26 protein-coding genes, 1 tRNA gene and 1 pseudogene are annotated in these 24,557 nt (G+C 70.5%); 16 read left to right on the forward strand and 12 right to left on the reverse strand.

Going from position 1 to position 24,557, the window contains the following annotated elements; all coding sequences use genetic code 11:
• Positions 1–49: 49 nt before the first annotated feature.
• Together DOS48_RS21915 and DOS48_RS21920 are read right to left on the reverse strand one after the other, a co-directional pair.
• Positions 50–1,699: a succinic semialdehyde dehydrogenase gene (locus DOS48_RS21915; protein WP_127117757.1), complete on the reverse strand. Its 1,650-nt coding sequence runs from the start codon at positions 1,697–1,699 to the stop codon at positions 50–52.
• 78 nt (positions 1,700–1,777) lie between these two features.
• Positions 1,778–2,777, reverse strand: a pseudogene (locus DOS48_RS21920) (AI-2E family transporter).
• Positions 2,778–2,880: 103 nt separating this feature from the next.
• Between DOS48_RS21920 and DOS48_RS21925 the strand changes: the two are divergent.
• The 4 genes from DOS48_RS21925 (at position 2,881) to speB (ending at position 5,584) form a co-directional block, all read left to right on the forward strand.
• Positions 2,881–4,008 carry an aminotransferase class I/II-fold pyridoxal phosphate-dependent enzyme gene (locus tag DOS48_RS21925; protein ID WP_127117758.1) on the forward strand — a complete coding sequence of 376 codons (1,128 nt, stop codon included), beginning with the start codon at positions 2,881–2,883 and terminating at the stop codon, positions 4,006–4,008.
• Entirely contained in the window at positions 4,008–4,280 is a 273-nt protein-coding gene (locus tag DOS48_RS21930) for a hypothetical protein (protein ID WP_127117759.1), read from the forward strand. The genes DOS48_RS21925 and DOS48_RS21930 overlap by 1 nt, the downstream gene beginning before the upstream one ends.
• Positions 4,281–4,370: 90 nt before the next feature.
• On the forward strand, positions 4,371–4,748 hold the full coding sequence (locus DOS48_RS21935) for a translation initiation factor IF-5A (RefSeq protein WP_127117760.1): 378 nt from the start codon (positions 4,371–4,373) through the stop codon (positions 4,746–4,748).
• 8 nt (positions 4,749–4,756) lie between these two features.
• Entirely contained in the window at positions 4,757–5,584 is an 828-nt protein-coding gene (speB, locus tag DOS48_RS21940) for an agmatinase (RefSeq protein ID WP_127117761.1), read from the forward strand.
• Between the two features lie 4 nt (positions 5,585–5,588).
• Here speB and DOS48_RS21945 read toward each other — a convergent pair whose 3' ends face one another.
• On the reverse strand, positions 5,589–5,840 hold the full coding sequence (locus DOS48_RS21945; protein WP_127117762.1) for a hypothetical protein: 252 nt from the start codon (positions 5,838–5,840) through the stop codon (positions 5,589–5,591).
• A 193-nt stretch (positions 5,841–6,033) separates the two neighbouring features.
• Between DOS48_RS21945 and DOS48_RS21950 the strand changes: the two genes are divergently transcribed.
• Together DOS48_RS21950 and DOS48_RS21955 are read left to right on the forward strand one after the other, a co-directional pair.
• Entirely contained in the window at positions 6,034–6,483 is a 450-nt protein-coding gene (locus DOS48_RS21950; RefSeq protein ID WP_127117763.1) for a universal stress protein, read from the forward strand.
• 123 nt (positions 6,484–6,606) lie between these two features.
• A complete protein-coding gene (locus DOS48_RS21955) occupies positions 6,607–7,038 on the forward strand; it encodes a universal stress protein (RefSeq protein WP_127117764.1) in 432 nt (143 codons plus the stop codon).
• A 34-nt stretch (positions 7,039–7,072) separates the two neighbouring features.
• Here the strand turns inward: DOS48_RS21955 and DOS48_RS21960 are convergent, their stop codons facing one another.
• Complete coding sequence (locus DOS48_RS21960) at positions 7,073–8,278, reverse strand: inorganic phosphate transporter (protein ID WP_127117765.1); 1,206 nt, start codon at positions 8,276–8,278, stop codon at positions 7,073–7,075.
• A gap of 139 nt (positions 8,279–8,417) precedes the next feature.
• Here DOS48_RS21960 and DOS48_RS21965 point away from each other — a divergent pair, with 139 nt between their 5' ends.
• Positions 8,418–9,845: a DEAD/DEAH box helicase family protein gene (locus tag DOS48_RS21965; protein WP_127117766.1), complete on the forward strand. Its 1,428-nt coding sequence runs from the start codon at positions 8,418–8,420 to the stop codon at positions 9,843–9,845.
• A gap of 72 nt (positions 9,846–9,917) precedes the next feature.
• Here the strand turns inward: DOS48_RS21965 and udk are convergent, their stop codons facing one another.
• Positions 9,918–10,616 (reverse strand): uridine kinase, encoded by a 699-nt coding sequence (gene udk, locus DOS48_RS21970; RefSeq protein WP_127117767.1) that lies wholly within the window; start codon positions 10,614–10,616, stop codon positions 9,918–9,920.
• A gap of 237 nt (positions 10,617–10,853) precedes the next feature.
• Between udk and DOS48_RS21975 the strand changes: the two genes are divergently transcribed.
• From DOS48_RS21975 to DOS48_RS21990, 4 genes are all read left to right on the forward strand, one after another.
• Positions 10,854–11,474: a CBS domain-containing protein gene (locus DOS48_RS21975; protein WP_127117768.1), complete on the forward strand. Its 621-nt coding sequence runs from the start codon at positions 10,854–10,856 to the stop codon at positions 11,472–11,474.
• A 103-nt stretch (positions 11,475–11,577) separates the two neighbouring features.
• The gene (locus tag DOS48_RS21980) at positions 11,578–12,111 is read left to right on the forward strand and encodes a GNAT family N-acetyltransferase (protein ID WP_127117769.1); all 534 of its coding nucleotides are present in this window, start codon (positions 11,578–11,580) and stop codon (positions 12,109–12,111) included.
• Between the two features lie 76 nt (positions 12,112–12,187).
• A tRNA-Thr gene (locus tag DOS48_RS21985) sits at positions 12,188–12,261 on the forward strand.
• A 56-nt stretch (positions 12,262–12,317) separates the two neighbouring features.
• A complete protein-coding gene (locus tag DOS48_RS21990; protein WP_127117770.1) occupies positions 12,318–12,521 on the forward strand; it encodes a hypothetical protein in 204 nt (67 codons plus the stop codon).
• Positions 12,522–12,605: 84 nt separating this feature from the next.
• On the opposite strand, the gene DOS48_RS21995 is transcribed toward DOS48_RS21990, so the two are convergent.
• Positions 12,606–13,133 (reverse strand): CinA family protein, encoded by a 528-nt coding sequence (locus DOS48_RS21995; RefSeq protein WP_127117771.1) that lies wholly within the window; start codon positions 13,131–13,133, stop codon positions 12,606–12,608.
• A gap of 59 nt (positions 13,134–13,192) precedes the next feature.
• Here DOS48_RS21995 and DOS48_RS22000 point away from each other — a divergent pair, with 59 nt between their 5' ends.
• Genes DOS48_RS22000 through DOS48_RS22010 form a run of 3 tightly spaced genes read left to right on the forward strand, consistent with a single transcriptional unit; the run spans position 13,193 to position 14,676 of the window.
• Positions 13,193–13,831, forward strand: coding sequence for a bifunctional 2-polyprenyl-6-hydroxyphenol methylase/3-demethylubiquinol 3-O-methyltransferase UbiG (locus tag DOS48_RS22000; protein ID WP_127117772.1), 639 nt, complete (start codon positions 13,193–13,195; stop codon positions 13,829–13,831).
• Complete coding sequence (locus DOS48_RS22005) at positions 13,824–14,366, forward strand: hypothetical protein (protein WP_127117773.1); 543 nt, start codon at positions 13,824–13,826, stop codon at positions 14,364–14,366. The genes DOS48_RS22000 and DOS48_RS22005 overlap by 8 nt, the downstream gene beginning before the upstream one ends.
• A gap of 43 nt (positions 14,367–14,409) precedes the next feature.
• On the forward strand, positions 14,410–14,676 hold the full coding sequence (locus DOS48_RS22010; protein ID WP_127117774.1) for a hypothetical protein: 267 nt from the start codon (positions 14,410–14,412) through the stop codon (positions 14,674–14,676).
• A gap of 33 nt (positions 14,677–14,709) precedes the next feature.
• Here the strand turns inward: DOS48_RS22010 and DOS48_RS22015 are convergent, their stop codons facing one another.
• On the reverse strand, positions 14,710–18,039 hold the full coding sequence (locus DOS48_RS22015; protein WP_127117775.1) for a PAS domain-containing protein: 3,330 nt from the start codon (positions 18,037–18,039) through the stop codon (positions 14,710–14,712).
• A gap of 309 nt (positions 18,040–18,348) precedes the next feature.
• Between DOS48_RS22015 and DOS48_RS22020 the strand changes: the two genes are divergently transcribed.
• A complete protein-coding gene (locus DOS48_RS22020) occupies positions 18,349–19,530 on the forward strand; it encodes a PAS domain S-box protein (protein ID WP_127117776.1) in 1,182 nt (393 codons plus the stop codon).
• A 17-nt stretch (positions 19,531–19,547) separates the two neighbouring features.
• On the opposite strand, the gene DOS48_RS22025 is transcribed toward DOS48_RS22020, so the two are convergent.
• The 3 genes from DOS48_RS22025 to DOS48_RS22035 all read right to left on the reverse strand — a co-directional run bounded on the left by DOS48_RS22025 (position 19,548) and on the right by DOS48_RS22035 (position 21,993).
• A complete protein-coding gene (locus tag DOS48_RS22025; protein WP_127117777.1) occupies positions 19,548–20,174 on the reverse strand; it encodes a thymidine kinase in 627 nt (208 codons plus the stop codon).
• 52 nt (positions 20,175–20,226) lie between these two features.
• A complete protein-coding gene (locus DOS48_RS22030; protein ID WP_127117778.1) occupies positions 20,227–20,682 on the reverse strand; it encodes a hypothetical protein in 456 nt (151 codons plus the stop codon).
• Between the two features lie 66 nt (positions 20,683–20,748).
• On the reverse strand, positions 20,749–21,993 hold the full coding sequence (locus tag DOS48_RS22035) for an HD domain-containing protein (protein WP_127117779.1): 1,245 nt from the start codon (positions 21,991–21,993) through the stop codon (positions 20,749–20,751).
• Positions 21,994–22,191: 198 nt separating this feature from the next.
• On the opposite strand from DOS48_RS22035, the gene DOS48_RS22040 reads away from it, so the two are divergent.
• Positions 22,192–22,596, forward strand: a complete 405-nt coding sequence (locus tag DOS48_RS22040) for a universal stress protein (RefSeq protein ID WP_127117780.1) — start codon at positions 22,192–22,194, stop codon at positions 22,594–22,596.
• A 4-nt stretch (positions 22,597–22,600) separates the two neighbouring features.
• Here DOS48_RS22040 and DOS48_RS22045 read toward each other — a convergent pair whose 3' ends face one another.
• Both DOS48_RS22045 and DOS48_RS22050 read right to left on the reverse strand, forming a co-directional pair.
• On the reverse strand, positions 22,601–23,800 hold the full coding sequence (locus DOS48_RS22045) for an HD domain-containing protein (protein WP_127117781.1): 1,200 nt from the start codon (positions 23,798–23,800) through the stop codon (positions 22,601–22,603).
• Positions 23,801–23,917: 117 nt separating this feature from the next.
• Positions 23,918–24,481 (reverse strand): multiprotein-bridging factor 1 family protein, encoded by a 564-nt coding sequence (locus DOS48_RS22050; protein ID WP_127117782.1) that lies wholly within the window; start codon positions 24,479–24,481, stop codon positions 23,918–23,920.
• Positions 24,482–24,557: the final 76 nt, after the last annotated feature.

The raw sequence follows: 24,557 nt of genomic DNA on the forward strand, positions 1-24,557 counted from the left end.
CGAGGGGCGGTCGATCGCCACAGACGAGAAATCTCGTCGCGGGCGCCCGTCAGCGTCCCCGGAGTCGCCGCTTGATTCCTCTGAGGCCGCGCTTCGCTCTCCGCCCGAGCGAGAGCGCCGCGAAGGCGCCCCCGACGAACCAGTCGGTCGGAATCCGGTCCGGGAAGGTGAGCGGGCCGACCCGCGAGACGCCGACCGTGCGCGACTCGACGTATCTTCGGATCCCCTCGGGTCCGTGCCGGCGGCCGAGTCCGGAGTCGCCGAAGCCGCCCATCGGCGCGTCGACGGCGCCCCACGTGGCGAGGAACGCGTCGTTGACGTTGACGGTCCCGCAGTCGATCTGCCGCGCGACCGCCGCACCGCGCTCGCGGTCCCCGGTCCACACGCTCGCGTTGAGCCCGTACGGCGAGTCGTTCGCGGCCGCTATCGCGGCGTCGGCGTCGGGGACCGGGGCCACCGAGACCACCGGGCCGAACGTCTCCTCGCAGGCGACGGTCGTGTCCGGCTCGACGTCGGCGAGAATCGTCGGTTCGTAGCAGTACGGCCCCACGTCGGGACGAGCGCGGCCGCCGGTGAGGACGGTCGCGCCGCGCTCGCGCGCGTCCTCGACGTGGCTCGTCACGCGGTCGAGCTGGGCGGCGTCGATGAGCGACCCCACCGAGGCGTCGTAGTCGTAGCCGGTCCCGAGAGTGAGCCGCTCCGTCTCGCGGACGAACGCCTCGACGAACGCGTCGTAGGCGGGCGCTTCGACGTAGATCCGCTCGGCCGACAGACAGAGCTGGCCGGCGTTCGAAAAGCAGGCCTGTACCGCGCCGCGGGCCGTCTCGTCGACGTCGGCGTCGTCGAGGACGACGAGCGGGTTGTTGCCGCCGAGTTCCAGCGAGCAGTCGATGAGGTTGCGGCCCGCCCGCTCGGCCACGACGCGCCCGGTCGCCGTGCTGCCGGTGAACGCGACGTAGTCGACCGCGTCGACGAGCGCCGGCCCCACCGTCCCGCCGTCGCCGGTGACGACCTGGAAGAGGCCGTCGGGCAGCCCGGCGACCTCAAGCAGTTCGGCGAGCGCGAGGGCGCCGTACGGCGTCTTCTCGTCGGGTTTGAGCACGACGGCGTTGCCCGCGACGAGGGCGGGCAGGGCGTCTCCCATCGAGAGCGTCAACGGGTAGTTCCACGGCGAGATCACGCCCACGACGCCCTTCGGCTCGTAGGTGACGGTCGCCGTCGTGGCGCCGGGTGCGACCCCGGACCGGCGCTCCTCGGAGAGGACGCCGGGCGCGGTCTCGGCGAGGTAGCCGCAGCCGGTGGGGACGTCGAACAGCTCCTCGACCGCGGTCCGGCGCGACTTCCCGGTCTCGACTTGGAGGAGGTCGAGCAGTTCCTCGCGGCGGTCGACGACGAGGTCGCCGAACCGGTCGATGACTCGCGCGCGCTCGGTCGCGGGGGTCTCGGCCCACTCGGTCTGGGCCTCCCGCGCTCGCTCGACCGCGGCGTCGACGTCGTCGCCGTCACAGGCCGGGACCGAGCCGATGCGCTCGTCCGTCGCCGGCGCGTTCACGGTCAGGGTGTCGCGGTCGCCCGTCGTTCGCGACGCGCCGGCGGAGCCGCCTCGGCCGTCGCGAACGCGCTCGGCGAGGGTCTCGAGTCGTCCCGGAGGGAGGTGTGGCGCGTCGGCGAGCGCCGCGGGTGGGTCGGTCGTCACCATCGGTTGGTGAGTGGAGGGCCGGGAGCCGGAAAGCGGTGCCGGTGAGCGCGACGGAGCGGTCGGATCGCGCGGTCGCGTTCACCGCGGCGATTCGTCCGGCCCGCTCGGGTCGACTCCCTCGTGTTCGGCGAGCATCCGGAGGACTTCGAGGAGCAGCGCCACCACCAGCGGACCGACGATGAGGCCGATCGCGCCGAGCGTGAGGATGCCGCCGACGAACCCGACGAGGTAGAGGCCGGGCGATATCTCGCCCGTCCAGTCGGCCAACTGCGTCCGGGACGAAGGAGACGACGAGGAGCCCGAACACCAACACGAGCGCCGCGCGCGTCGGCTCGCCGATCAACACGTCGCCCGCGGTCAGCGAGACGACGAGCAGGCTCGGACCGACGACGGGGATGAACTGGAGGAGGCCCGCGATGACCGCGAGCAGGATCGGCGACTCGTAGCCGAGGGCCGCGAACACCAGGAACCCGAGGACGAAGGTGGCCGCCGCCGTGGCCGCCTGGAGGACGTAAATCGAGTAGAGCGTCGTTCGCGTCCGGGTGTGCAGCCGCAGGAGGATGTCGCGGTACTCGGCCGGAACAACCCCGAAGACGACGCTCTCGACCGCGTCCGGGCGGAGGAGGAGCCCGTACACGAGGATGGTGAAGACGATGAGTTCGAGCGCTAACAGCGGCGCCGCGGCGGTGATCGCGAGCGCGAGGTCCCGGACCGCCAGCCGGACCGACGCCACCACCGGCGCGACCTCGACGGGGACCACGAAGCCGAACCCGTCGAACGTCACCACGTCCGGGATCTGTCCGAGCAGGTCGGTCAGCCGCGACCGCTGTCGGTAGAGGACGTACAGGAGCGGCACCACGAGGACCGCCGCGGCGACGAACGCGGTGACCGTGGACGCGGCGGCGGCGAGCCGGTGTGAGAGCCCGCGCTCGACGAGTCGGCGGCGGACCGGGTAGAGCGCGTACGCGACGGTGATCGCGAAGACGACGGTGCGGAGCACGTCCGCGAGGACGACCGCCGCGAGCGCGGCCACCACGAGCAGCAGCGCACCGAGAACGCGGGACCGAGAAAGTATCATGCGAACACATCGCAATGCGGTGGGAAAGCCATTGTGCCTCCGCGTCGACCGACCGCCCTCGCGGGACCGTAGCATCTAACCTCGCGCCACTCTCACGAGGAGTATGCGCATCGACCCGTTCGGCCTCGAACGCTGGTTCGCGGAGTACGAACACGAGGCCGACATCATGTTAGCCGAGAGTGGTATCCGGTCGCTCGAGGCGAGCCGGTTCGACCTGGACCCCGGCGAACTCGACTACGTCATCCCCACGAACGGCGAGCCCGAGTTCCGCGCGTCCGTCGGCGACCGCTACGGCCGGAGCGCCGACGAAGTCCTCTTCACCTGCGGGACACAGGAGGCGAACTTCCTCGCGTTCCTCTCGCTGCTCGGCGACGACGGCGCCGTCGGCGGGGAATCGGACGCGCCCTCGGCCGTCGGCTCCGGGAGCCACGCGGTCGTCGTCACGCCCACGTACCAAGCGCTCCACGCGGTCCCAGAGGCGTTCGGCGAGGTCACGCGAGTCGAGTTGACGCCGCCCGAGTGGCGCCTCGACGTCGACGCGGTCGCCGAGGCCGCCCGCGACGACACGGCCGTGATCGTGGTGAACAACCCGAACAACCCGACCGGGCGGTATCACGACGAGGCGACGATGCGGGCGGTGTACGACGTGGCCGCCGACCACGACGCTTACCTCCTCTGTGACGAGGTGTACCGGCTCTTGGCCGAGACGCCGCAGCCGCCGGTCGCGAGCTTCGGCGCTCACGGGATATCGACGACGAGCCTCACGAAGGCGTACGGGCTCGCCGGCCTCCGGTTCGGCTGGATCGCCGGTCCGGAGCCCGTCGTCGAGCGCGCGTGGCGGTGGAAAGACTACACCACCATCTCGCCGGCGCTGTTCGGCCAGCACGTCGCAAAGCAGGCGCTCGGCGAGCGGGAGCCCGCCATCCTGCGCGAGAACCGCGAACTGGCGGCGACGAACCGCGCCATCGTCGCCGACTGGCTGGACCGTCATGGGCTCGACTGGCACGACCCGGTCGGGGTCAACGGGTTCGTCAGCGTCCCCGACGGCTTCGACGACGCCGAGGCGTTCTGTCGGACGGTCGTCGAGGCGGAGAGCGTCGTCCTCGCACCCGGCACCCTGTTCGGCTTCCCCGACCGCTTCCGTATCGGGTTCGGGCTTCCCACGGATGAGTTGCGGACCGGACTCGACCGCGTGAGTCGCGTCATCGACGGCGTGGAGGTGAGCGCCTGATGGGGTTTTTCAGTGATCTTAAAAACGACATCGTCGGGTTCGTCCGCGACCCGACCGACGAGCAGAAAGCGCTGTTCGCCGCGGTCGTCGTGATGGCGGTCGCCGACCGCGCGCTCTGGTGGATCAACTTCCCGTTCGTCGTCCGGACGACCGCGGCGGTCGGCATCGGCTTCATCGGGCTGTTCGTCGCCAGTTACCTCATCACCGGAAAGTTCGTTCCGCCGGACGGAAACGCCGACGAGGAGGAGTACGTCGACGAGATGGACCCGTAGTCGGGCGATGAAGCGTCGCCGGCCAGACTCGTTTCCCCCGCGCACCGCCGTTCCAAACCGTTTATACCCGCGCCGGGGAAAGTAGCGCTCATGCCGCGAGAGCAGAAGCAGGTTCGCGAACTTCAGGAGGGCAGCTACGTCATGATGGACAGCTCGCCTTGCAAGATCAACCACTACAGCACAGCCAAGCCCGGTAAACACGGGAGCGCCAAGGCGCGCGTCGAGGGCAAGGGCGTCTTCGACGAGAAGAAGCGCTCGCTCTCGCAGCCGGTCGACGCGAAGGTCTGGGTCCCGATCATCCAGCGGAAGCAGGGCCAGGTCGTCTCCGTGTCGGGCAACGACGCGCAGGTCATGGACTTAGACACCTACGAGACGTTCACCATGCGCATCCCCGAGGGCGAGGACTTCACCTCCGACGACAACATCGAGTACCTCGAGTACGAGGGCCAGCGGAAGGTCGTCGGGTAGTCGAGGCCATGTTCCCGGGAGCGACGACGGACCGCGACGCTGCTTCGTACGTGGTCGTCGGCGCTCCCTTAGACGCGACGACCACTTTTCAGCCGGGCACCCGGTTCGGACCGGACCGCATCCGGCGTTTCGCCGAATCCTACGACGATTACGACCGCCGAACGGAGAGCCGCTTCTCCGCGCTGGGCGTCGCCGACGCCGGCGACGTGCGCCCCTGGGACGACGTCCGCGAGTACCTCGACCACCTCGCCGCCGAACTGCGGAGCGTCGTCTACGACGGCGCCGTCCCCCTCCTCCTCGGCGGCGAACACACGGTCACGCACGCCGGCGTCGAGGCCGTCGGTCCGGACGTGCTCGTCGTCTGTGACGCGCATCTCGACTTGCGCGACGCCTACGACGGCAACCCGCTGAGCCACGCCTGCGTCACGCGCCGCGCGCTCGACGACCTCGGCGTCGACCGCGCCGTGATCGTCGGGGCGCGGACCGGCTCCGAGGCGGAGTGGGACCGCGCCGCCGCCGCCGACGTGACGGTCGTTCCGCCGGAGGAGACGCGGGGATGGCTCGACGACTTCGACCCCGACGCCTTCGCCGACGAGTCGGTGTACTGCTCGGTCGACATCGACGGGCTCGACCCCGGCTTCGCGCCCGGAACCGGGACGAAAGAGCCGTTCGGGCTCACGCCGCGGGAGGCCCGCGACCTCGTTCGCGCGGTCGCACCGGTCGCTGACGGGTTCGACGTGGTCGAGGTGAACGACCGCGACGACGGGCAGGCGGCGGCGCTGGCGGGGAAACTGCTCCGCGAGTTCGTGCGGTCGCACGCGACCCGACCGGAGTAGCGCCCTACGACAGCTCGGAGAGCCGGCGTCGCGCCGCCGCCACCGCCTCCATGGCGTCGATCCACTCGCCGGGGTTCGTACACCAGATGCGGTCGCCCTCGACGCTGACGCAGAACACGGAGTCGGCGGAGGGCGAGAGGGTTATCCCGTCGACATCGGAGCGGTCGCCGAGGTACGAGTCGATCAGGCGTCGGGCGGTCTCCGCCTCGGACCGGAGGCGACTGCCGGCCGCGTACTCGATGGCTATCTCGGCCATACCCCGACCTACGACCTACACGATTAATAATTCGTTTCTTCTGGCAGCGCTTGCGGAAACCGGGTCGCCCCGACATCCGCTTCGTTGTGGTAACACGTGGCGTGACAGGGTTTGAGGCGCCGAGCGTCGACCGCGTGATACGGGGGCGAGAAACGGCGACCAATTTATTGGACGACGGGGAGAAGTGTCGGCCATGTACGACCGCATCCTCCTGCCGACAGACGGCAGCAAAGGCGTCGACCGCGCGATAGACCACGCCGTCGACGCGGCCAAACGCTACGACGCGACCCTTCACGTGCTGTATATCGTCGACAGCGACATCGTCAACGCCTACTCGGGCGACGAGTTCGTCGACGGCTCGGAGGGCGCCAGCGAGACGCTCGAAGAGCGCGGGCGCGAGGCGCTCGACACGGTGGCGAGCCACGCGGCAGACGCCGGCGTGGAGACGGTGACCGAACTGGTGTACGGGGTCCCCCACGAGGAGATCCTCGCCTACATCGACGACGAGGACATGGATCTGACGGTGATGGGCTCGAAGACGCGCTCTGGCGACTACCGCCGGATGCTCGGCTCCGTCACCGAACGCGTCTCGCGTCGGTCCACCGCGCCGGTGAGCATCGTGAAGACGACCGTCTCGGAGTGAGCCGGTCTCGGCGGCGACGGCCGTCGTCGGGGCGCCCGCAGCCCTACTTTTAAACCCAGTCGCCCCCCGACGCGCGCCGCGGGCAACCACCGCCGATTTGTGTCCGGGGCCGTAACGCGAGGTATGGCGCCATCGCACGTCCTCGTCCCGCTCGACGGATCGCCGCTCGCAGACGAGGCGCTCGCCGAGGCGCTCGAGCTGTTCGACTGTCGGATAACCGTCTTAAACGTCGTGACGCCGATCGACGCGGGGATGATCGAGGGCGGCGTCCTCGACGGCGACGAGGATCGCCGGCGGGCCGCGCGCGACCGCGCCGACCGGCTCGTCGACCGGGCGCTCGAACGCGCCGCCGACGCCGACCGCGAGATAGAGACGGCGGTCCAGACCGGCGACCCGGCGGAGACCATCATCGAGTACGTCGCCGACCGCGACGTCGACCACGTCGTTATGGGCGGCCACAGCGGGGAGCGGGGGACCATCGCGCGCCGCCTGCTCGGGACCGTCGCGACGAGCGTCGTCGGCAAGGCTCCGGTGACGGTGACGGTCGTCCGGTAGCGGGCCGGTTCCGCCGTTTACGCCGAGGAGAATGTCACCCGCCGAGGACCGCGGCGAGGGCCCGATACAGCCCGAATCCGATCGCCGTCGAAGAGACGAGCGTGATGAGCCAGAAGGCGAGCGTGATCCCGATTTTCCGGCGCGAGACGCCCGCCGAGCCGCCGGCGAGCCCGCCGCCGATGACGCCGGAGATGATGATGTTGTTAAACGAGATCGGGATCCCGAGCGCGATGGCCAACTGCGCGATGATGAATCCGGGGACCAACGCGGCGATCGACCGTCTCACGCCCAGCTGGGCGTACTCGCGGGAGGTCGCTTGGAGCAGTTTCGGCGCCCCCATCCACGCGCCGGCGAGGATGCCGGCCGCGCCCAGCGCGAGCAGCACGATGCTCGGCAAGCCGAGTTCGACCCCGTAGAGGTTCTCTAACGGCCCGGTCGCCAGCCCGACCTGGCTGCCGCCGCTGGAGAACGCGACGACGCTCCCGAGGATGATGAGGAACGACCGGATGCCCCCCTCGACCGACGCCTGCGTGCGTCGGCGAATGACCAGGAACCACGCGGCGGCGGCGGCCAGCGTGACGGCCACGGTGACCGGGTCGACGCCGGCGACCGCCGGGGCCCCGACCTGTCGCGCGAGGAACCCCGCGATAGAGCTCTGGCTCACGTCGGGCGGCGACGGGATGACGCCCAGTTTGACGTTGGCGACGATGCCGCCGACGACCGCCGCGAGCAGGGGAACGCCGACCGTCTCCGGGATGTCGTCGCGCCGGAGGATCGTCGCGGTGAGATAGGCGAGCCCCCCGGAGACGGGCGGGACGAGCAGCCAGAAGGTCACGATGCGGCGGTACGTGTCGACCGCGGGGTCGCCGCCGAGCGAGAGGCCGACGCCGACCATCGCGCCCGTGGTCGCGAACGCCGCCGGGACGGGGTACCCGGAGTAGACGCCGAACGCCATGAACCCGGTCGCCGTCAGCAGGCCGGCCGTCGCCGCCAGCGACGTGATCTGGACGCCGTTTATCAGGCCGGCGCCGACCGTCTCGGAGATGGCGCCGCCCTGCGTGAGCGCGCCGAGCGCCGCGAGGATGCCGATCAGGAACGCCGCCCGCATCGTCGAGATGGCGTTCGCCCCGATCGCCGGGGCGAACGGCGGCGAGTTGCTGTTGGCGCCGAGCGCCCACGCCGTGGCGAGGCTGGTGAGCGTCGCGACCACGACCAGCGCCCAGAAGAGGATACCGGCCACGCTTACCGACCACCGCCGTCGGGAGTCCGAGCCATATCACCCACATCCGCGGAGCCGGTAATTAACCATTGCCCAAACGAGCGGCCTCGGGGCGACCGGAGGCGGTGCCCCTTTGTAACTCGGTCGGCAACGTCGGGCGATGGACGTCCGGCTGACCTACGAGGAGGGGACGATCCGGGTCGCGGCCGGCACCGACGACGCGCGCGAGCGGGACGGCCGGAGCGCGAGCGGGGGCGACGCCGGCGGCTTCGAGACGCTGCCGCCGCTTCCGGGCGTCGAGCGCGACCCGCGGTCGGCGACCGGCCGCGCTCCCGCCTACCGCTACGCCGCGATCCGCAGAGCGCTGGCGGTCGCCGGCGTGAGCGTCGACGACCGCGTGCTGGACGCGAGCGACCGCGCCGCGGCGGCGGCCGGGCTCGACGCCGGTCTCTCGACCGACTACGACCTCAGAGAGTATCAGCGCGAGGCGCTCGACGCGTGGCGAGACGCCGACGACCGCGGCGTGCTCGAACTCCCCACCGGGGCCGGCAAGACCGTGATCGCGATCCGCGCGATGGTCGAACTGGGCGTGCCGACGCTCGTCGTGGTGCCCACGGTCGACCTCCTCGATCAGTGGCAGCGGGAGCTCGACGCGGAGTTCGACGTGCCGGTCGGCCGCTTCGGCGGCGGCGAGCAGCGACAGGAGGCGATCACGGTGTCGACGTACGACTCGGCGTATTTAAAGGCGGAAGACGTGGGCGACGCCTTCGAGTTCGTCGTGTTCGACGAGGTCCACCACCTCGGCGGCGAGGGGTACCGCGACGTGGCGCGGCTGCTCGCGGCGCCCGCGCGCCTCGGGCTCACGGCCACCTTCGAGCGCCCCGACGGGGCTCACGAGACCGTCGCGGAGCTGATCGGCGACCGCGTGTACGCGCTCGACGTGGACGACCTGGCCGGCGACCACCTCGCGCCCTACGACATCCGACGGATCGAAGTCGAGTTGACCCCCGACGAGCGCGAGCGCTACGAGGAAAAGCAGGGCACGTTCGTCGAGTACGTCCGCGACGCGGGGATCACGTTCTCCAGCGGGAGCGACTACCTGGAGCTCGTCAAGCGGTCCGGCAACGACCCGGCGGCTCGCGAGGCCCTCTTAGCGAAACAGGACGCCCGCGAGATCATGATGAACGCGAGCCGGAAGCGCGACCGGCTCGAATCGATCCTCGACCGACACCGCGACGATCGGGTCATCGTCTTCACCGCCCACACCGACCTCGTGTACCGGCTCTCCGAGCGATTCCTGCTGCCGGCCATCACCGCGGAGACGGGCGCGAAAGAGCGCCGCGAGATACTGGAGCGCTTCCGCGAGGGCACGTACGGGCGGGTCGTCGCCGCGAACGTCCTCGACGAGGGGGTCGACGTGCCCGACGCGAACGTGGCGGTGATCCTCTCGGGGTCGGGCAGCGAACGCGAGTTCACCCAGCGGCTCGGTCGAATCCTCCGGCCGAAGGCGGACGACGGCCGCGCGATCCTCTACGAGGTCGTCAGCGCGGAGACGGCCGAAGAGCGGGTGGCGAGCCGGCGGCGATAGGCGAGTCCGGTCGCGACGGAGCGGATACCTCCTGCCGCGGTTCCGCGGATGGCTTATAAATAGCAGTTCGGCTCAGTCGTCGCCGTCGATGTCGAGCGAGCGCTTTTCGCCCAGTTCCTCCTCTAAACTGCCGCGCTCCCAACTCCGGACGGCGTCGCCCTCGACTTCGGCGCGCAGCTTCTCCTCTAACAGGTTCACCGCGACGCTGTTGGCGCCCTCGGGGATGATCACGTCGGCGTGCTTTTTCGAGGGTTCGATGAACTGCTCGTGCATCGGTTTCACCGTCGAGAGGTACTGGTCGATGACGCCCTCCAGGTCGCGGCCGCGGTCGATCACGTCGCGGCGGATCCGGCGGAGGATCCGGACGTCCGCGTCGGTCTCGACGAACAGCCGCAGGTCCATCATGTCGTTTATCTCCTCGTCGTAGAGCGCTAAGATCCCTTCGAGGACGATGACGTCGGTCGGCTCGACGTCGACCGTCTCCGCTTTGCGATTGTGAACCTCGAAGTCGTACTGCGGCATCTGGACGGACTGCCCCTGCAGCAGCGACTCGAGGTGCTCGCGGAGCAGCGGCCACTCGAACGCCGAGGGGTGGTCGTAGTTCACCGACTGACGCTCTTCGAAGTCGAGGTGCGAGAGGTCCTGATAGTAGTTATCGAGGGGAATGCGGGTGACGCTGTCGCCGAGATCACGGGTGACGAGCCGAGAGACCGTCGTCTTCCCGGCGCCGGTCCCCCCCGCGATCCCGATCACGAACGAGGGAATGGTCATACTCCCCGCTGGGGCGTCGGAGGGTTTGAAGCCTCCTTTTCGTCGGCGGTTGCGGCTCGCGAGCGAATCCGGACGAGCACCGGAAGACGCTCGCCGGGCAAGCGTGGGATTCTCTCCTCGTTTCGAGTGCAAACCGCGCGATTTTCGCGGTATTTCGACCGATCCGCCGTGTACGCTTGGAATCCATATAATCATGTCGGGGGCAGCTTTTAGCCGGTTGCCGGGGAATCTCGGCTCATGCGAACAGACACCACGGTTCGCGACGTGATGCATCGTGAGTTCATCGGCGTGAGCGAGTCGGACCCGCTTCGAGACGCCGCGGCGCTTTTGGTCGACGAGGGGGAGCGCTGCCTCGTCGTCCTTCGCGGCGGCGAGGCCGTCGGTCGCCTGGACTGTCGGAACGCGCTCCAGGTCCTCCTCGACGCTGACGCCGACGGGGGAGGGGAAGTGACCGTCGGGTCCGTCATGGGGCCGCCGCTTCCGACCGTTGCGCCGGACGACTCGCTGGCCGTCGTGGAAGAGCGGCTCGTCGCCGAAGGCGTCGACGTGGTCGTCGCCGTCGAGGACGACGAGGCCGTCGGCGTCGTCACCGCGGGCGACGCGCTCGCCGCGGGCGCTCCCCGGACGGGCGACGCCACCCGCGAGCCCCTCGGCGAGGAGCCGGTCGGTGCCGACCCGCGACGCGGCGACCCCGCGATGCTGGGATCGGACGGCGGCGCCGACCCGACGGTCGAGGCGGCGGCGACCGACGCGTCCGGCTCGCCGACGCAGGGCGTCTGCGAGAGCTGCGGCGCGCTCGTCCCCGACCTCGTGACCGCGAACGGACAGGCGGTCTGTCCCGAGTGCCGCGAAGTGTGACGGCGCGCCGCTCCCGGTCGCGTCGGTCGACACCGGCGCCGTCGCGGGTCGCCCCGCCCGCCGCCGGTAGGCTCAAACCTCCCGCGCGGTGACACCTTCACAGATGCCCGACAGCGACGAGGTCCGCGTGACGCCCGCCACCGCCGACGACGTGGACGCGGCCACCGACCTGTGGGTCGCCCTCGCCGAGAGCCAGCGGGACCACGGCTCGACGCTCTTGGCGTCGGGGAACCGCGGCGCGGTCCGCGAGTGGGTCGCCCGGTCGGTGGTCACCGGCGAACTCCTCCTCGCGCGCGACGGGGACGAGCCGGTCGGGTTCGTCAGTTTCACCCTCGAACACGGCGGCTACGAGCGCGACCGGACGCTCGGAACCGTAAGCAACCTCTTCGTCGTCCCCGAGCGGCGCGGCGAGGGAATCGGTGGCGACCTGTTGGACGCGGCCGAGCGCGCCCTCTGCGAGTCGGGCGCCGAGACCGTCGCGCTGGAAGCGCTTGCGGCGAACGAGCGGGCCCGCGAGTTCTACGCGACACACGGGTACGAACTCCATCGCGTCGAGTTACAGAAGCCGCTGCCGACCGACGGCGACGGAGACGACGACCCGGACGAGTCGGCGTCGCGCGGCGGCCAGGGCGACTGATTGCGATACGGTGACATACCGTCACCTTCGCGGAAAGCGACACGCACTCATACGAGGACCGAGTACGCCAGTCTGCGCCAGGGGAGCATGGGCGGTTCATGCACTCGACTTGTAATCGAGACTTCCGGGGTTCAAATCCCTGCCCTGGCTTTTCTCGCCGCGCGCGGCGGAGATCCGTTTATATGCGTTCACCGCAGATCCGAGGTATGGATCGGACCGACACGCTGTTGCTCGGCATCTCCGGCGTGGTCGTCGCGCTCGTGCTCGCCGGCGCCCTCTCGGCCGGCGCGCTGTTCGGGTTCGACGAGTCGGCGGCGCGGCCGATTCGCCTGCTCGCCGTCGAACCCCTCGCGTGGATCGTCATCGCGGCGCTCATCGTCGCGGTCGTCGGGCACGCGTACATCGAGTGACGGAGCGGGGCGACGGCGAGGGGGCGGCGGGGCGACGACGGGGCGACGACGGGGAGACCCCGTGTCGACGACCCCGCATCGGCCTCACTCCGCGGCGGCGACCTCGCGAATCGCCCGAACGAGCGCTTCAAGCGCGACCTCGACGGCTCTCTCCTTTATCTGTCCGCGGTCGCCGTCGAGGACGAAACGCTCCGTCCTGACGAACGACGCTTCGGTCCCCCACGGCGCGGCGTAGGCCACCCCGACGTACACGAGACCGACCGGCTTCTCGGCGCTCCCGCCGCCGGGTCCGGCGATACCCGTCGTGGCGACCCCCCACGTCGTGTCGGCGCGGTCGCGGGCGCCGGCCGCCATCTGCTCGGCGACCGTCGCGCTCACGGCGCCCTCGGCGTCGAGCGACTCGCGGGACACCCCGAGCAGTTCGCGCTTCGCGTCGTACGCGTACGTCACGAACCCGCGGTCGAAGTAGGCGCTCGCGCCCGGCACGTCGGTCACTCGCGACCCGACGAGTCCGCCCGTCAGCGACTCGGCGGTCGCGAGCGTCTCCTCGCGCTCGGTCAACAGCGCTCCGAGCGCGGCCTCGACCGGCTCCGACCCGTCGGTGTCGTCCATACGCATACTGCGGTCTCCACCGTCGTGGGGTTTACGCTCGCCGCGAAGCAATCCCCGGTATGACCGACTGGGACGCCCGCTTCGCGGCCGGCGAGTACCCCCGCGCCCCGGAGCCGTCGGCCGTGTTACGCTCGTACGAGCCGGCGATACCCGACGGGCGCGCGCTCGACGTCGCGGCCGGCACCGGGCGCAACGCGATCTACCTCGCCGACGCGGGCTACTCGGTCGACGCGCTCGACGCCTCTCGCGAGGGGCTCGCGATCGTCCGGGAGCGCGCCGAAGAGCGCGGTCTGCGCGACCGGATCGAGACGGTTCAGGGCGACGTGTCGACGTACGGGTTCCCGACCGAGACGTACGCGCTCGTCACCTTGAGTTTCTTTCACACGCTCGACCGGCTCGCGGACCTGCGGGAGTCGCTCGCGCCCGGCGGCTACCTGTTCGTGGAGGGCCACCTCCGATCGAGCGACGCGACCCCCTCGGGGCCGAGCGACGACCGCTACCGGTTCGCCGCGAACGAACTGCTTCGGGCCGGACTCGGGTTGACCGTCCTCCACTACGACGAGACGACCCAAGAGCGGCCGGACGACCGCCGCCGCGCGACCGCGCGACTGCTCGCCAGGCGGTCGACCGGCGGCCGGCAGACCTACCCGCCCCGGCCGGACGAGCGCGGGCCGAGCGACGAGCGGACGGATGAGTGACGCGGACACGCCCGGCGCGGTGCTTCGGGAACTGGTCTCGGCGGCGGTCGGCGACGGCGCGGCCGACTCGCTCGCCGTCGAGGTGGCCGAGCGCGGGGACGATCCGGGGCCGGCGGCCCGCCTGCCCGCGCTCGTCACCGGCGCGGAGAGCGTCGTCGGCGTCCTCCCCCGCGTCGACCGCGGTCTCGCCCGCCGGGTGCTGGGTGACGGCGACGGAGGGGGGAAGGGCGGAGAACTCCTCGGCGACCGCGACGACGGAGCGACCGCGCGACTCGTCTTCACCGGCGATGCGGCGGACCGGTTCGGCGGTCCCGGCGGAGCCGTCATCCGGTCGGTCCTCGCCGGCCACGGGGTCGAGGCGTACCGGCACGACGGCAACTCGCCCGTCGGCGTCGTCCTCGCCGACGAGGTGGCGCTCGTCGGACTGTTCGACGGGGCGGGGCTCGCCGCGCTGCTGTGGTCGGACGCGCCGCCGGTCCGGACGTGGGCGGCCGAGACCTGTCGCCGGTATCTCGCGGCGGGCGACCCGGCGTGAGACGCGCCGCATCGCTTTTAAATACACCCGGTGAAGGGAGCGTATGAAGGCGTTACTGCTGTTGGTCGCCGGCATCGGAGGACTGATCGAGACGGTCGCGCCGCGGGCCGTCGTGCGCGTCTGGACGAAAGCGCTGTACCGGAACGCCGGCGAGGCGGAGCCCCGCGAGTGGGTGTACGCCGTCGCACGCGCCGAGGGAGTCGTCGTCGTGCTCGGCGCGCTCGTCGGCCTGTACGGGCTCGCCACGGCCGACGACGAGGCCCCGGTCGATGAGGTGCCCGGCGACAGCGGCGCCGCCGAGGACGCCTGAGAAGCGAGCCGACGACGCTCGACGGGGAGCCGATCACTCCGCGGGCGGCAACGCGAGCGTCACCGCCGTTCCCTCGCCGTCGATACCGGTGTCGAAGCGGATCTCACCGCCGTACGCCGTGACGACCCACGCGACGATCCACAGGCCGACGCCGGTGTTGTGACGTAGCTGGGTCACCTCTCGCTCGCCGGTGATCACTTCGCGAACCGAGACGGGGACCCCCGGTCCGTCGTCGGCGACCGTCACCCGCACGACGCCGGCGTCCGGGTCGTGGACGGCGGTTATCTCGACCGTCGGGTCGTCGCCGCCGTGGTCGACGGCGTTCTCCACGAGGTGATCGAGCGCCGTCGCGAAGCGGTCGTCGCCGCGGACGGAGACCCCCTCGGGGACGTGCGTCCGGATCTCGGCGTCCGGGACCCTCGCCGCGTGTTTTCGGACGACGTCGTCGACCACCGATCGGACGCCGATCGGCTTCGGATCCGTCACGTACCCTTCTTCGACCACGCGCCGGATCGTCGCGGCGCCCTCGGCCACTTCGACGAGTCGCTTCCCGGTCGCCTCGATCCGCCGGGCGTGGCTGCGGACCGCTTCGTCGTCGGTCAGCGCGGCTATCTCGCCGGCGAAGCCGAACACGACGTTCAGCTCGTTCCGGAGGTTGTGCCGGAGGATCCGGTTGACGATCTGGACGTACTGCTCGCGGCGCTTCCGTTCCGTGATGTCGGTGTAGATGCCGAACGCGCGCCGCGTCTCGCCCGCCTCGTAGCTGAACCCGCGGAAGAGGAAGTCGCGCGGTCCGTCGACGGTTCGCCTTCGCACCTCTCGGGTGACGAACCCCCGCTCGCGGACCAGGTCGTCGAGCGACTCGCCGCCGGGGTCGCGGCGACGCTCGTCGTCTTCCAGCCGTTGCTCCTGGATTCCGAGCGCGGCGATCGTCTGTCCCCGGAGGGCGGTCGCGTCGGCGCCGAAGCGGTCCTCGAACGCCGGGTTGATCCCGTCGATGACCGTCTCGTCGTCGCCGAGGACGACGTCCATCACCGGGTCGGGAATCCGGTCGAACAGCCGCTGGAAGCGGTCGCGCTCCGTGACCAGTTCAGTCCGCGTCCGGTGGAGGTCGGTGACGTCCGACAGCGACGCGACGACGCCGGTGGCGTGTCTCGACAGCGCCGACAGCCGCAACTCGCCGTGTCTGGGCTGAGAATCGCCCTCGCCGCGGACCGTCAGGTCGATCGTTCGCGTCGCGTCGACCCGGTCGCCGTCGGCCGCCGCACCCGACAGCGACGCGATCGCGTCGGCGATCTCCTCGCCGTCGCTCTCGGAGAGGAGCGCGTCGAGGCGACGACCCGTGACGCCGTCTTCTCCGGTCGGTTCGGTCGCGTCGGCGGGATCGCGGTTCCGGTCGTCGGTCGGCCGTCCCCCGGCGCCGAACCACGCCGAGAACGACGCCGTCGCGTACGTGACGACGCCGTCGCCGTCGAGGACACACACCATGTCGTCGACGTTCTTCAGCGCGTCCTCGTACGTGTGTAGCCGGCGGCGACGCTCGTTCGTGTCCATCGTGGCGACCGCGTTGGTCGCCAGCAGTTCGAGGACGGTGACGTCCCGCTCGTCGAAGGCGTTCGGCTCGACGGACCCGACGATGAACACGCCGTGGGTCCCGAGCGGGACCGCGACCGCCGAGCGCATCCCGTGGTACTCGCGGCGCTCGTCTCCCGCCGTCAACTCGTCTCCCGCGGCGAGGTCGCCGTACACCTGCGTCGCTTCCCGCTCGAAGGTCCGCCCGCTGATCCCCTCGCCGGGCGGTCGCGGCTGTCGGCTGGCCGCGAACCGCTCGCCGAGCCCCTCGCTCGTGGCGGCGAGTCGGAGCACCCCGGCGTCCGGGTCGAACAGGCGCACGCCGCTTATCTGGTGGCCGAGGACCTCGTCCGCGGCCTCGACCAGTCGCTCCGTGACCCCCTCGGTGTCGGCCTCGCGCTGGATGCGCTCGACGGTCGCCAGCAGGCGTTCGAGGGTTCGCTCGCGGCGCTTCCCCTCCGAGGCGTCGGCGAAGAACACCGAGAGCCCGTCCGGAGACGGGTAGGCGGCCACCTCGGTCCAGAGGTCCAGCGGCTCGTACCGCGTCTCGAAGGAGACCGACTCCTGAGTCTCCATCGCCCGCCGGTAGTGTGTCTCGTACTCCTCCCCGACCGCAGCCGGGAACTCCTCCCAGACGCTCTCGCCGAGCAGCGCGTCGGGGTCGCGACCGAGCAGCGCGGCGGCCTTCTCGTTGACGTAGGTGAACCGCCACTCGGTATCGAGCGCGAAGAACGCGTCGTCGACCCGTTTCAGCGTGTCCTCGAATCGCTCGACTGCGGCCGCCTGTTCCTCGCGGGCGAGCTCTCGTTCGATCGCGCGCCCGAGCCACGCGGCGAGCAGTTCGACGAACGTCTTCTCGGACTCGTCGAAGGGGCGGTCGCGTCGCTCCGGGTCGAGGAAGCAGAGCGACCCGAACACCTCGTCGTCGACGACGACGCGCCCGCCGACGTAGCTCCCGAACCCGAACTGCTCGTAGGCCGGGTCGCCGCGCATCCCCGCCGCCTCGGGGTCGGTGAACGCGAACACGGCGTCGCCCCCGGCGTCGGCAGTACCGTCCTGGGCGACGGCGGGGGCGCTCCCGTCGCCGTCTCGGTTCCCCTGGACCGTCCGGCGGCAGTACGTCAGCTCCAGCGGAACCGAGCCGTCGCCGTCTGGGTCGTCCGCCGCCAGCGAATCGAGGATGCCGGTGTCGTCCCGGTACTGCCGGACGTGGAGCTGATCCGCGTCGATCTGCGAGGAGTAGCCCATCGAGAGGCCGAGATGGTCGCGGCCCAAATCGAGCAGCGCGTCGACCTTCGCTTCGAGGTCGGTGGTCCGGTCCGAGACGATCCGGACGAACGGTTCGAGGAACCCGTCGGCCCGGCCGCCGGCCGGCGAGTCCGCGCGCCGTTCCGCCGCCTGGATCCGGTCTGCGAGGGTCTCGCCGTCGGCCGCGAGCCGTCGGCCGGAGACGTACTCGACGCCCAGTCGGCTGGCGTCGATGGCGGCGTCGGGGTCGTCGCGAACGGAATAGGTGAGAATCGGTGTGTCCGGGTAGCGCGCCCGAATCGCCTCGACCTCGACGGGCGCGGTCGCGCGGTGGCTGTCGGGTCGGGTGCCGTTGCTGTGGCCGCCTTCGGGGTCGTCGTCCGACTCGGAGCCTCGCAGGCGGACGACGACGACGCTCGGCTCCGCGTCGCCGTCGACGCCTCTCTCCGGCACCGCTCGGACCGTTCGCGTCCCGTCGGGGAGCGTTCCCCACGCTTCGTCGACGGGGGCGCCGAGGTGAAGCGGTGGCTCCTCAGGTGTCATCCCTCTCGCCCGCGGAGTCGTGCGTACGAGCGATCGGCCGTCTGCGGGTCTCACACCCCGGATGCGCCGGATACCTCGGACGCTCGTTCGAATTCGTCACTACGGAATTCACGAACGGGAGGAATATAATCGTTCGCTCCCGCTCTCGGCGGGGTTTATGTACGGTAGTTTCACGCGAATACAACAACCGTCGCTGGCTCACTCGTTCCAACAGTAATATTCTCGATGTAGCGGCCTGCTAGCAGCAAAATCGCGGCCTCAGCAGTAGCACCCAAATGTATTTCCATCACCCTGTGCTAACGCGTTACAATGTCCGGTCCTGCCCTTCCGCTACACGGAAAGCGTGAGTCGGGAGTCAGGATCCTCCACGTGGACGACGAGCCGGACTTTCTCGACCTCGTGGCCATCTACTTAGAGCGGATCGACGACGCGTTCGAGGTCCGGTCGGAGACGGACGTCGACGCGGCGCTCGACGCCGTCGAGTCCGACGCCATCGACTGTATCGTCAGCGACTACGACATGCCGAAGACGGACGGGCTCGCCTTCCTCGAACGCGTCCGCGACCTCGACTCGACGGTCCCGTTCATCCTCTTCACCGGCAAGGGGAGCGAGGAGATAGCCAGCGAGGCCATCTCCGCCGGCGTCACCGACTACATTCAAAAGCGCGCGGCGGCCGACCAGTACACGGTGTTGGCGAACCGGGTCCGAAACGCGGTCGATCAGGCCCGCTCGCGCTCCGCGCTGGAGATGAGCGAGCAGCGGCTCTCGCGGTTCATCGAGCAGTCGCCACTCGGCACCATCGAGTACGACGAGTCGTTCCGGATCGTCCGCGTGAACCCGGCGGCCGAATCGATCCTCGGCTTCGACGAGGCGGAACTGATCGGCGAGACGTGGCTCCGCTTCGTCCCCGAGGAGCTCCACCGTCACGTCGCGGCGGTCGAGCGCGACCTCCTCGCCGACAAGGGCGGCTACCGGACCGTCAACAGGAACGTCCGCGCCGACGGCGAAGCGATCCGCTGTCGGTGGCACAACCAGGTGGTGACCGACGGCGACGGCGAGGTGATCCGCGTCTTCTCGCAGTTCGAAGACGTGACCGACCGGCTGGACCGGAAACGGGAGCTCGAACGGACGAACGCCGTCCTCGCCGCGGTGTTCGACGGCCTTCCGGCGGGGATGCTCGTCGAAGACGCCGACAGGCGCGTCATCCGCGTCAACGAGCGGCTCTACGACCTGTTCGGGATCGACGACGACCCCGCGACGGCGACCGGCCGCGACTGCGCGCAGCTGGCGGTCGAGATGAGTGGGCTGTTCGAGGACCCCGAACTGTTCGTCGACCGAATCGAGCGCATCGTCGACGCCGGCACCCCCGTCGACGACGAGCGAGTCACCCTCGCCGACGGCCAGGACCTCTTCCTGACGTATCGCCCGGTCGATCTGTCGGAGAGCCACGGGCACCTGTGGGCCTACCGCGAGGCCCCCGAGCACTCGTAGCCGGCGACGACCGAGGCTCAGTCCTCGGTGAGGTACGCCCGGTCGTCCGCCGAGCGGTCGCCGGTCCGTAACACGTGGCAGTCGCGACACCGCGCCTCGTAGGACTCCTCGGCGCCGACGAGGATGGTCGGGTCGTCGACGTGCGCCGGCTCGCCCTCGATGAGCCGCTGATTTCGCGAGGCGGGCTCGCCGCACTGCGAGCAGATCGCCTGGAGTTTGTCGACGTACTCCGCGGTCGCCATCAGTTCGGGAAGGGGTGCGAACGGCTCGCCGCGGAACGTCTGGTCGGTCCCCGAGACGATCACGCGGGTGCCGTTGTCGGCCAAGGCGTTACACGCCTCGACGAGCGCGTCGGAGAAGAAGTTCGCCTCGTCGATGGCGACCACTTCGGGGAACGGGTCGTCGTCGAGGATCGACAGCGGACCGTCGCCCTCGTTGTCGACGACGGTCGCCTTCCACTGGCGGCCGTTGTGGGTCCCGATCGTCGCCTCGCCGTATCGGTCGTCGATGGCGGGCTTATAAACCGCGACCGACTGGCCGGCTATCTCGGACCGCCGCAAGCGCCGGAGCAACTCCTCCGTCTTCCCCGAAAACATCGACCCCGAAATGACCTCGATCCACCCGGATCGAGTGATCGCGTGCATACCCGTTCGGGCACGAGCCAGCGACTAAACCGTTTCTCTCTGGCGCGGGAGTTTACGCCGCGCTGGCGACCGCGACGAGCAGGGCGGCGGCGACGACGTACGCCGTCGCGGAGAGCGCCCAGTCGCGCCGGACCCGGCCGAGCCGCTGGCGGGGAATCCCCCGCGCACGGGGGAGCGGGACGACCACGAAGAACCCGACCATCAGCGCGAGCATCACGGGGCTCGCGACCGCGACCGCGACGACCGCCCCGACGCCGAGCGCCGCCTGGATCGCGGCGACGAGGCCGACGAACAGGAGCCCGGACCCGCCGCCGGCGACGTAGTGGACCCACGTCGCCAGCCGGGGCGGCGCGCGGGTGACGGGGGTGTCCGTGAGGACGCTCGCGGCGACGCGCGGCGCGGTCGCGCCCTCTTCGAGCCGCGGCATCACGCGATCCATCGCGAGCGTCGCGAGCAGTCCGACGACCGGCCCGAGCGCGAGCCCGGACAGGAGTGAGAACGTGGCCATTGCTGACGCGTACGCGCGCGAGCGGCTTCAGTCCCCCGACACCGCGACCGCCTCGCGACCGCCCGGTTACGCGCCGTCGCCGAACTCGTCGAGCGTCGTCGGCATCGCTCCGCGAACCGCCGTGACGAGCCCCTCGGCGTCGAGTCCGAGAACCTCGGCGGCGGCGCGCCCCACGCGGTCGGTGGCGGGGCGGGGCGCGTACACGCCGAGCCGCCACTGGTCGCGCTGGGCGGTGCGGAGCGCGGAGACGAGCGGGGACTGTCGCTCCAACCGACGCACCTCGCCGTTGACCGTGACGCGGGCGGTCGACTCGCGCATCGACGGCTCGGGCGGCACGTCGAGGATCACGTGCTGTCTGGCGACGCCGGCCTCCTCGGAGATTTCGCGCTCCAGCGCGGTCTCGGCGTCGTGGTCGGCCGTGTGGACGCGCTCGGGCACGTCGTCGTACTCCGCCCACACCGCCAGCTTGTAGAGGTCGCGCTCGTCGTAGCGTCGAGAGAGTTCGGCGGTCTCGGGGCATCGGCGGATCGCCGCGAGGAAGTCGTGGTCGTCCATCCGGCGCAGTTCGGCCGCGGTGGTCGGCGTCGCGTCAAGGAGGTCGCTCGCGGCGCGGCGCAACATCGCCTTCGAGATGCGCGCGACGTGGTGGGTGTAGACGACCGGGTTCATCAGCGCGCGCGCTAAGAGGAGACTCTCCGCCGTCTGGACGTTCCCCTCGTCTAAGACGAGTTCGCGGCTCCCCGTCCCCACGTCGACGAAGGTCAGTTCGCGAACGAACCGCTCCGTGTCGATGGTGCCGTAGGGGACGCCGGTGTGGTAGGCGTCGCGCACGAGGTAATCCATCCGGTCCACGTCGAGTTCGCCGGAGACGAGCCCGCCGTACCGCCCCTCGCCGGCGACCAGCCCGGCGATCCGGTCGGGGTCGAGGTCGTGGTCGCGCAACACCTCGCCGACCGCGCCGGACGCGAGCAGTTCGTCCACGTCGTCGTGGTACTTCCCGGTGCGGCGGTGCGTGAGCGACTCCAAGTTGTGGCTGAACGGGCCGTGACCAACGTCGTGGAGCATGGCCGCGGCCTCGATCCGGTCCGCCCGTTTGCCCTCGATCCCGAGGTGGTCGAGCGACTGGCTGGCGAGGTGGTAGACGCCGAGCGAGTGCTCGAAGCGCGTGTGGTTCGCGGAGGGGTACGCGAGTTGGACCGTGCCGAGCTGTTTGACGTGTCTGAGCCGCTGGACGGCGGGGGTGTCGACCAGATCCGCGGCGACACCGTCGATTTCGATGTGGTCGTGGACGGTGTCTTTGACCGTGATCATACGTCGGCGTTCGACCGCGTGGGATAAAAGCGCGTGCGTGTCTGTCGCCCCGCGCGGGTCGCGGACCGTCGCGCGCTCTCGGCCCACCGACCGTCGCGCGCTCTCACTCCGCCGACCGTCGCGCGCTCTCGCCCCGCCGTTGCCACCCCTCGGGACCGTTTGGGACGATTTATACGTCCAGTACGTCAAAACCAAGGTATGTACGACGTACTCGTAGCCATCGACAACGCGGAAGACGAGCGAGCGGTCGCACAGGCGAAGGCGATCACGGATCTGCCGACGACGGACGGCTCCGTCCGCGCGCACCTGTGTCACGTGTTCCAGGAGAACCCCGAAGGCGCGTCGGTCCACCAGATCTCGGCGGTGCGACGCGCGCGAGAGGCCCTCGAAGCCGCCGGCATCGAGTGCGTCCACCACGAGGCGAGCGGGGAGCCGGCGGACGAGCTGCTCGCGGCCGCCGACGACGTCGACGCCGACGCGATCTGCGTCTGCGGGCGCCGCCGCCGCCCCACCGGTAAGGCCGTCTTCGGCAGCGTCACGCAGGACGTAATCTTGGGGACCAACCGCCCGGTGCTTGCCGTTCCGGCGCCGAAAAAGGAGTAACCCGCTACGCGCGGGCGCCGGCGGTCCGGAGTCCGAGCACGTCCCGCGCCGCCTCGCCGACCGCGTCGACGTGTTCGGCCGGGCAGTAGACGCCGAGCGTCCAGCGTCGCCGCTCCGCGCTCCGCAGCCCGGCGACCAGCTCGGACGCGTCTTCGAGCCGCTGCGGGACGCCGTCGACGACGACCGTCGAGCCGGACTCTTTTAAACCGGGGCGCGAGGGCACGTCGACGACGACCTCGCCGCGATCGATACCGACCGCCGCCGCGATCTCGCGTTCGGCCGCGCGCTCCTCGTCGTGGCCGGCGTCGACGGTGCCCGCCGGCACGTCCTCTAACCCGACCCACACCGCCCGTTTATAAAGGTCGCGTCGCTCGATCCGCGTCCCGAGCGTCGGCACCGTCTCCCGCAGCGCGACGAGCAGGTCGTGGTCGGCCATTCGGCGGAACGACTGCACGTCGGTGTCGGTCCGTTCGAGGTAGCGCTCGCAGGCGCGTTCGAGCATCGCACCGGCGACCCGCGAGACGTGGTGGCGGTAGACGACGGCGTTCATCAGCGAGCGAGCGACGAGCAGGCTCTCGGCGGTCGGGACGTTCCCTTCGGCGAGGACGAGCGCCGCGTTCGCCGGGTCGCTCGCGTCGCCCGCGAGCCGGAGTTCGTTGACGAGCCGCCCGGTGTCGACCGTGCCGTAGGGGACGCCGGTGTGGTGGGCGTCGCGCACGAGGTAGTCCATCCGGTCCACGTCGAGCTCGCCCGAGACGAGCGCGCCGAGCCCGCCCTCGCCCGCGATCAGCGAGGCGACGCGCTCCGGGTCGACCCCGTTGCGTTCGAGGACGCGACACACCTCGCGGTCGCCGTCGGTGAGGAGCCACGCGATGTCGTCGTGGTCGCGGCCCGTCGCCCGGCGGATGATCCCCTCGGTCTGGTGGCCGTACGGCCCGTGTCCGACGTCGTGCAGGAGCGCCGCCGCCCGGACGTGCGCGGCGGTGTCGGCGTCGAGCCCCAAGCCGTCTATCGCGCCGCGAGCGAGGTGGTAGACGCCGAGCGAGTGCTCGAAGCGGGTGTGGTTCGCGGAGGGGTACACCAGCCGAACGGTGGACAGCTGTTTGATGTGTCGCAGCCGCTGAAAGGCGGGCGTATCGACCAGTTCGGCCGCGAGTTCGCCGAGCCGGACGTGGCCGTGAACGCTGTCCTTTATCGCCTTCATTGTGCGGTGGTCGGCCGCCGGGAAATTGGTCGTTTCGGCTCACGACCGGACTGGCGGGCGCAGCCGCGAGAGGAATAAAACCGCGAGCGCCGCCGGCGAACGCGCCGCTCCGCCGGGCTACTCGTCGACGATTTCGACGCCGAGTCGCTCCTCTAACGCGCGGACGACGGAGCCGCCGACCCCGGCCGTCGCGGCCCGTCCGTCCTCGACCGCGAAGAGGTCGTCCTCGTCGATCTCCAGTTCCTCGGCGAGCTGTTCGGTCGTGAGCCCGGCGTCCTGTCGGGCCGCCTCGACGTCGTCGCCGTAGCCGGAGACGAGGTACGGGAGCCGGTCGGACTCGTAGTTGGTGCCGCCCTCCTCCCAGTGTTTGGAGTCGCCCGTGGCGGAGTCGTACATCTTCGCCTGCTTGCGAGCGATCTCCTTTTTGCGGCTCTCCGTGCCGCCGGACCCGGCGCTCGCGCCGCCGGGGCTCCCGCCCGAACTGCCGCCACCGCCGCCGCCGCGGCCGCCCGACCCGCTCGGGGCGTTGCCGGCGTCGTCGTGGGGGCTACAGGACGAGCAGACGAGGAGCTTCGCTCCGGCGACCGTCGCTCGCTTAAGATCCGTCGTCTCGCGCCCGCAGAGCTCACAGGCGTCGCCGTCGTCGCCGCCGCCGCCACCGCCCGTCGAGTACTTCGCCATACCGCATGTGGTGGACCCGGACAGTTAAAAAGTCGTGGAGGGCCGCCGCTCGGTTTCGCAACGAGGACCGTGCGCG

The sequence above is a fragment of the Halorubrum sp. PV6 genome, assembly GCF_003990725.2.
Classification (GTDB): domain Archaea; phylum Halobacteriota; class Halobacteria; order Halobacteriales; family Haloferacaceae; genus Halorubrum.

Bases quoted from the DNA above. Each gene is read 5' to 3' on its own strand.
- DOS48_RS21915 (WP_127117757.1), bottom strand. From the start codon at position 1,699: ATGGTGACGACCGACCCACCCGCGGCGCTCGCCGACGCGCCACACCTC.
- DOS48_RS21925 (WP_127117758.1), top strand. From the start codon at position 2,881: ATGCGCATCGACCCGTTCGGCCTCGAACGCTGGTTCGCGGAGTACGAA.
- DOS48_RS21930 (WP_127117759.1), top strand. From the start codon at position 4,008: ATGGGGTTTTTCAGTGATCTTAAAAACGACATCGTCGGGTTCGTCCGC.
- DOS48_RS21935 (WP_127117760.1), top strand. From the start codon at position 4,371: ATGCCGCGAGAGCAGAAGCAGGTTCGCGAACTTCAGGAGGGCAGCTAC.
- speB (WP_127117761.1), top strand. From the start codon at position 4,757: ATGTTCCCGGGAGCGACGACGGACCGCGACGCTGCTTCGTACGTGGTC.
- DOS48_RS21945 (WP_127117762.1), bottom strand. From the start codon at position 5,840: ATGGCCGAGATAGCCATCGAGTACGCGGCCGGCAGTCGCCTCCGGTCC.
- DOS48_RS21950 (WP_127117763.1), top strand. From the start codon at position 6,034: ATGTACGACCGCATCCTCCTGCCGACAGACGGCAGCAAAGGCGTCGAC.
- DOS48_RS21955 (WP_127117764.1), top strand. From the start codon at position 6,607: ATGGCGCCATCGCACGTCCTCGTCCCGCTCGACGGATCGCCGCTCGCA.
- DOS48_RS21965 (WP_127117766.1), top strand. From the start codon at position 8,418: ATGGACGTCCGGCTGACCTACGAGGAGGGGACGATCCGGGTCGCGGCC.
- udk (WP_127117767.1), bottom strand. From the start codon at position 10,616: ATGACCATTCCCTCGTTCGTGATCGGGATCGCGGGGGGGACCGGCGCC.
- DOS48_RS21975 (WP_127117768.1), top strand. From the start codon at position 10,854: ATGCGAACAGACACCACGGTTCGCGACGTGATGCATCGTGAGTTCATC.
- DOS48_RS21980 (WP_127117769.1), top strand. From the start codon at position 11,578: ATGCCCGACAGCGACGAGGTCCGCGTGACGCCCGCCACCGCCGACGAC.
- DOS48_RS21990 (WP_127117770.1), top strand. From the start codon at position 12,318: ATGGATCGGACCGACACGCTGTTGCTCGGCATCTCCGGCGTGGTCGTC.
- DOS48_RS21995 (WP_127117771.1), bottom strand. From the start codon at position 13,133: ATGGACGACACCGACGGGTCGGAGCCGGTCGAGGCCGCGCTCGGAGCG.
- DOS48_RS22000 (WP_127117772.1), top strand. From the start codon at position 13,193: ATGACCGACTGGGACGCCCGCTTCGCGGCCGGCGAGTACCCCCGCGCC.
- DOS48_RS22005 (WP_127117773.1), top strand. From the start codon at position 13,824: ATGAGTGACGCGGACACGCCCGGCGCGGTGCTTCGGGAACTGGTCTCG.
- DOS48_RS22010 (WP_127117774.1), top strand. From the start codon at position 14,410: ATGAAGGCGTTACTGCTGTTGGTCGCCGGCATCGGAGGACTGATCGAG.
- DOS48_RS22015 (WP_127117775.1), bottom strand. From the start codon at position 18,039: ATGACACCTGAGGAGCCACCGCTTCACCTCGGCGCCCCCGTCGACGAA.
- DOS48_RS22020 (WP_127117776.1), top strand. From the start codon at position 18,349: ATGTCCGGTCCTGCCCTTCCGCTACACGGAAAGCGTGAGTCGGGAGTC.
- DOS48_RS22025 (WP_127117777.1), bottom strand. From the start codon at position 20,174: ATGCACGCGATCACTCGATCCGGGTGGATCGAGGTCATTTCGGGGTCG.
- DOS48_RS22030 (WP_127117778.1), bottom strand. From the start codon at position 20,682: ATGGCCACGTTCTCACTCCTGTCCGGGCTCGCGCTCGGGCCGGTCGTC.
- DOS48_RS22035 (WP_127117779.1), bottom strand. From the start codon at position 21,993: ATGATCACGGTCAAAGACACCGTCCACGACCACATCGAAATCGACGGT.
- DOS48_RS22040 (WP_127117780.1), top strand. From the start codon at position 22,192: ATGTACGACGTACTCGTAGCCATCGACAACGCGGAAGACGAGCGAGCG.
- DOS48_RS22045 (WP_127117781.1), bottom strand. From the start codon at position 23,800: ATGAAGGCGATAAAGGACAGCGTTCACGGCCACGTCCGGCTCGGCGAA.
- DOS48_RS22050 (WP_127117782.1), bottom strand. From the start codon at position 24,481: ATGGCGAAGTACTCGACGGGCGGTGGCGGCGGCGGCGACGACGGCGAC.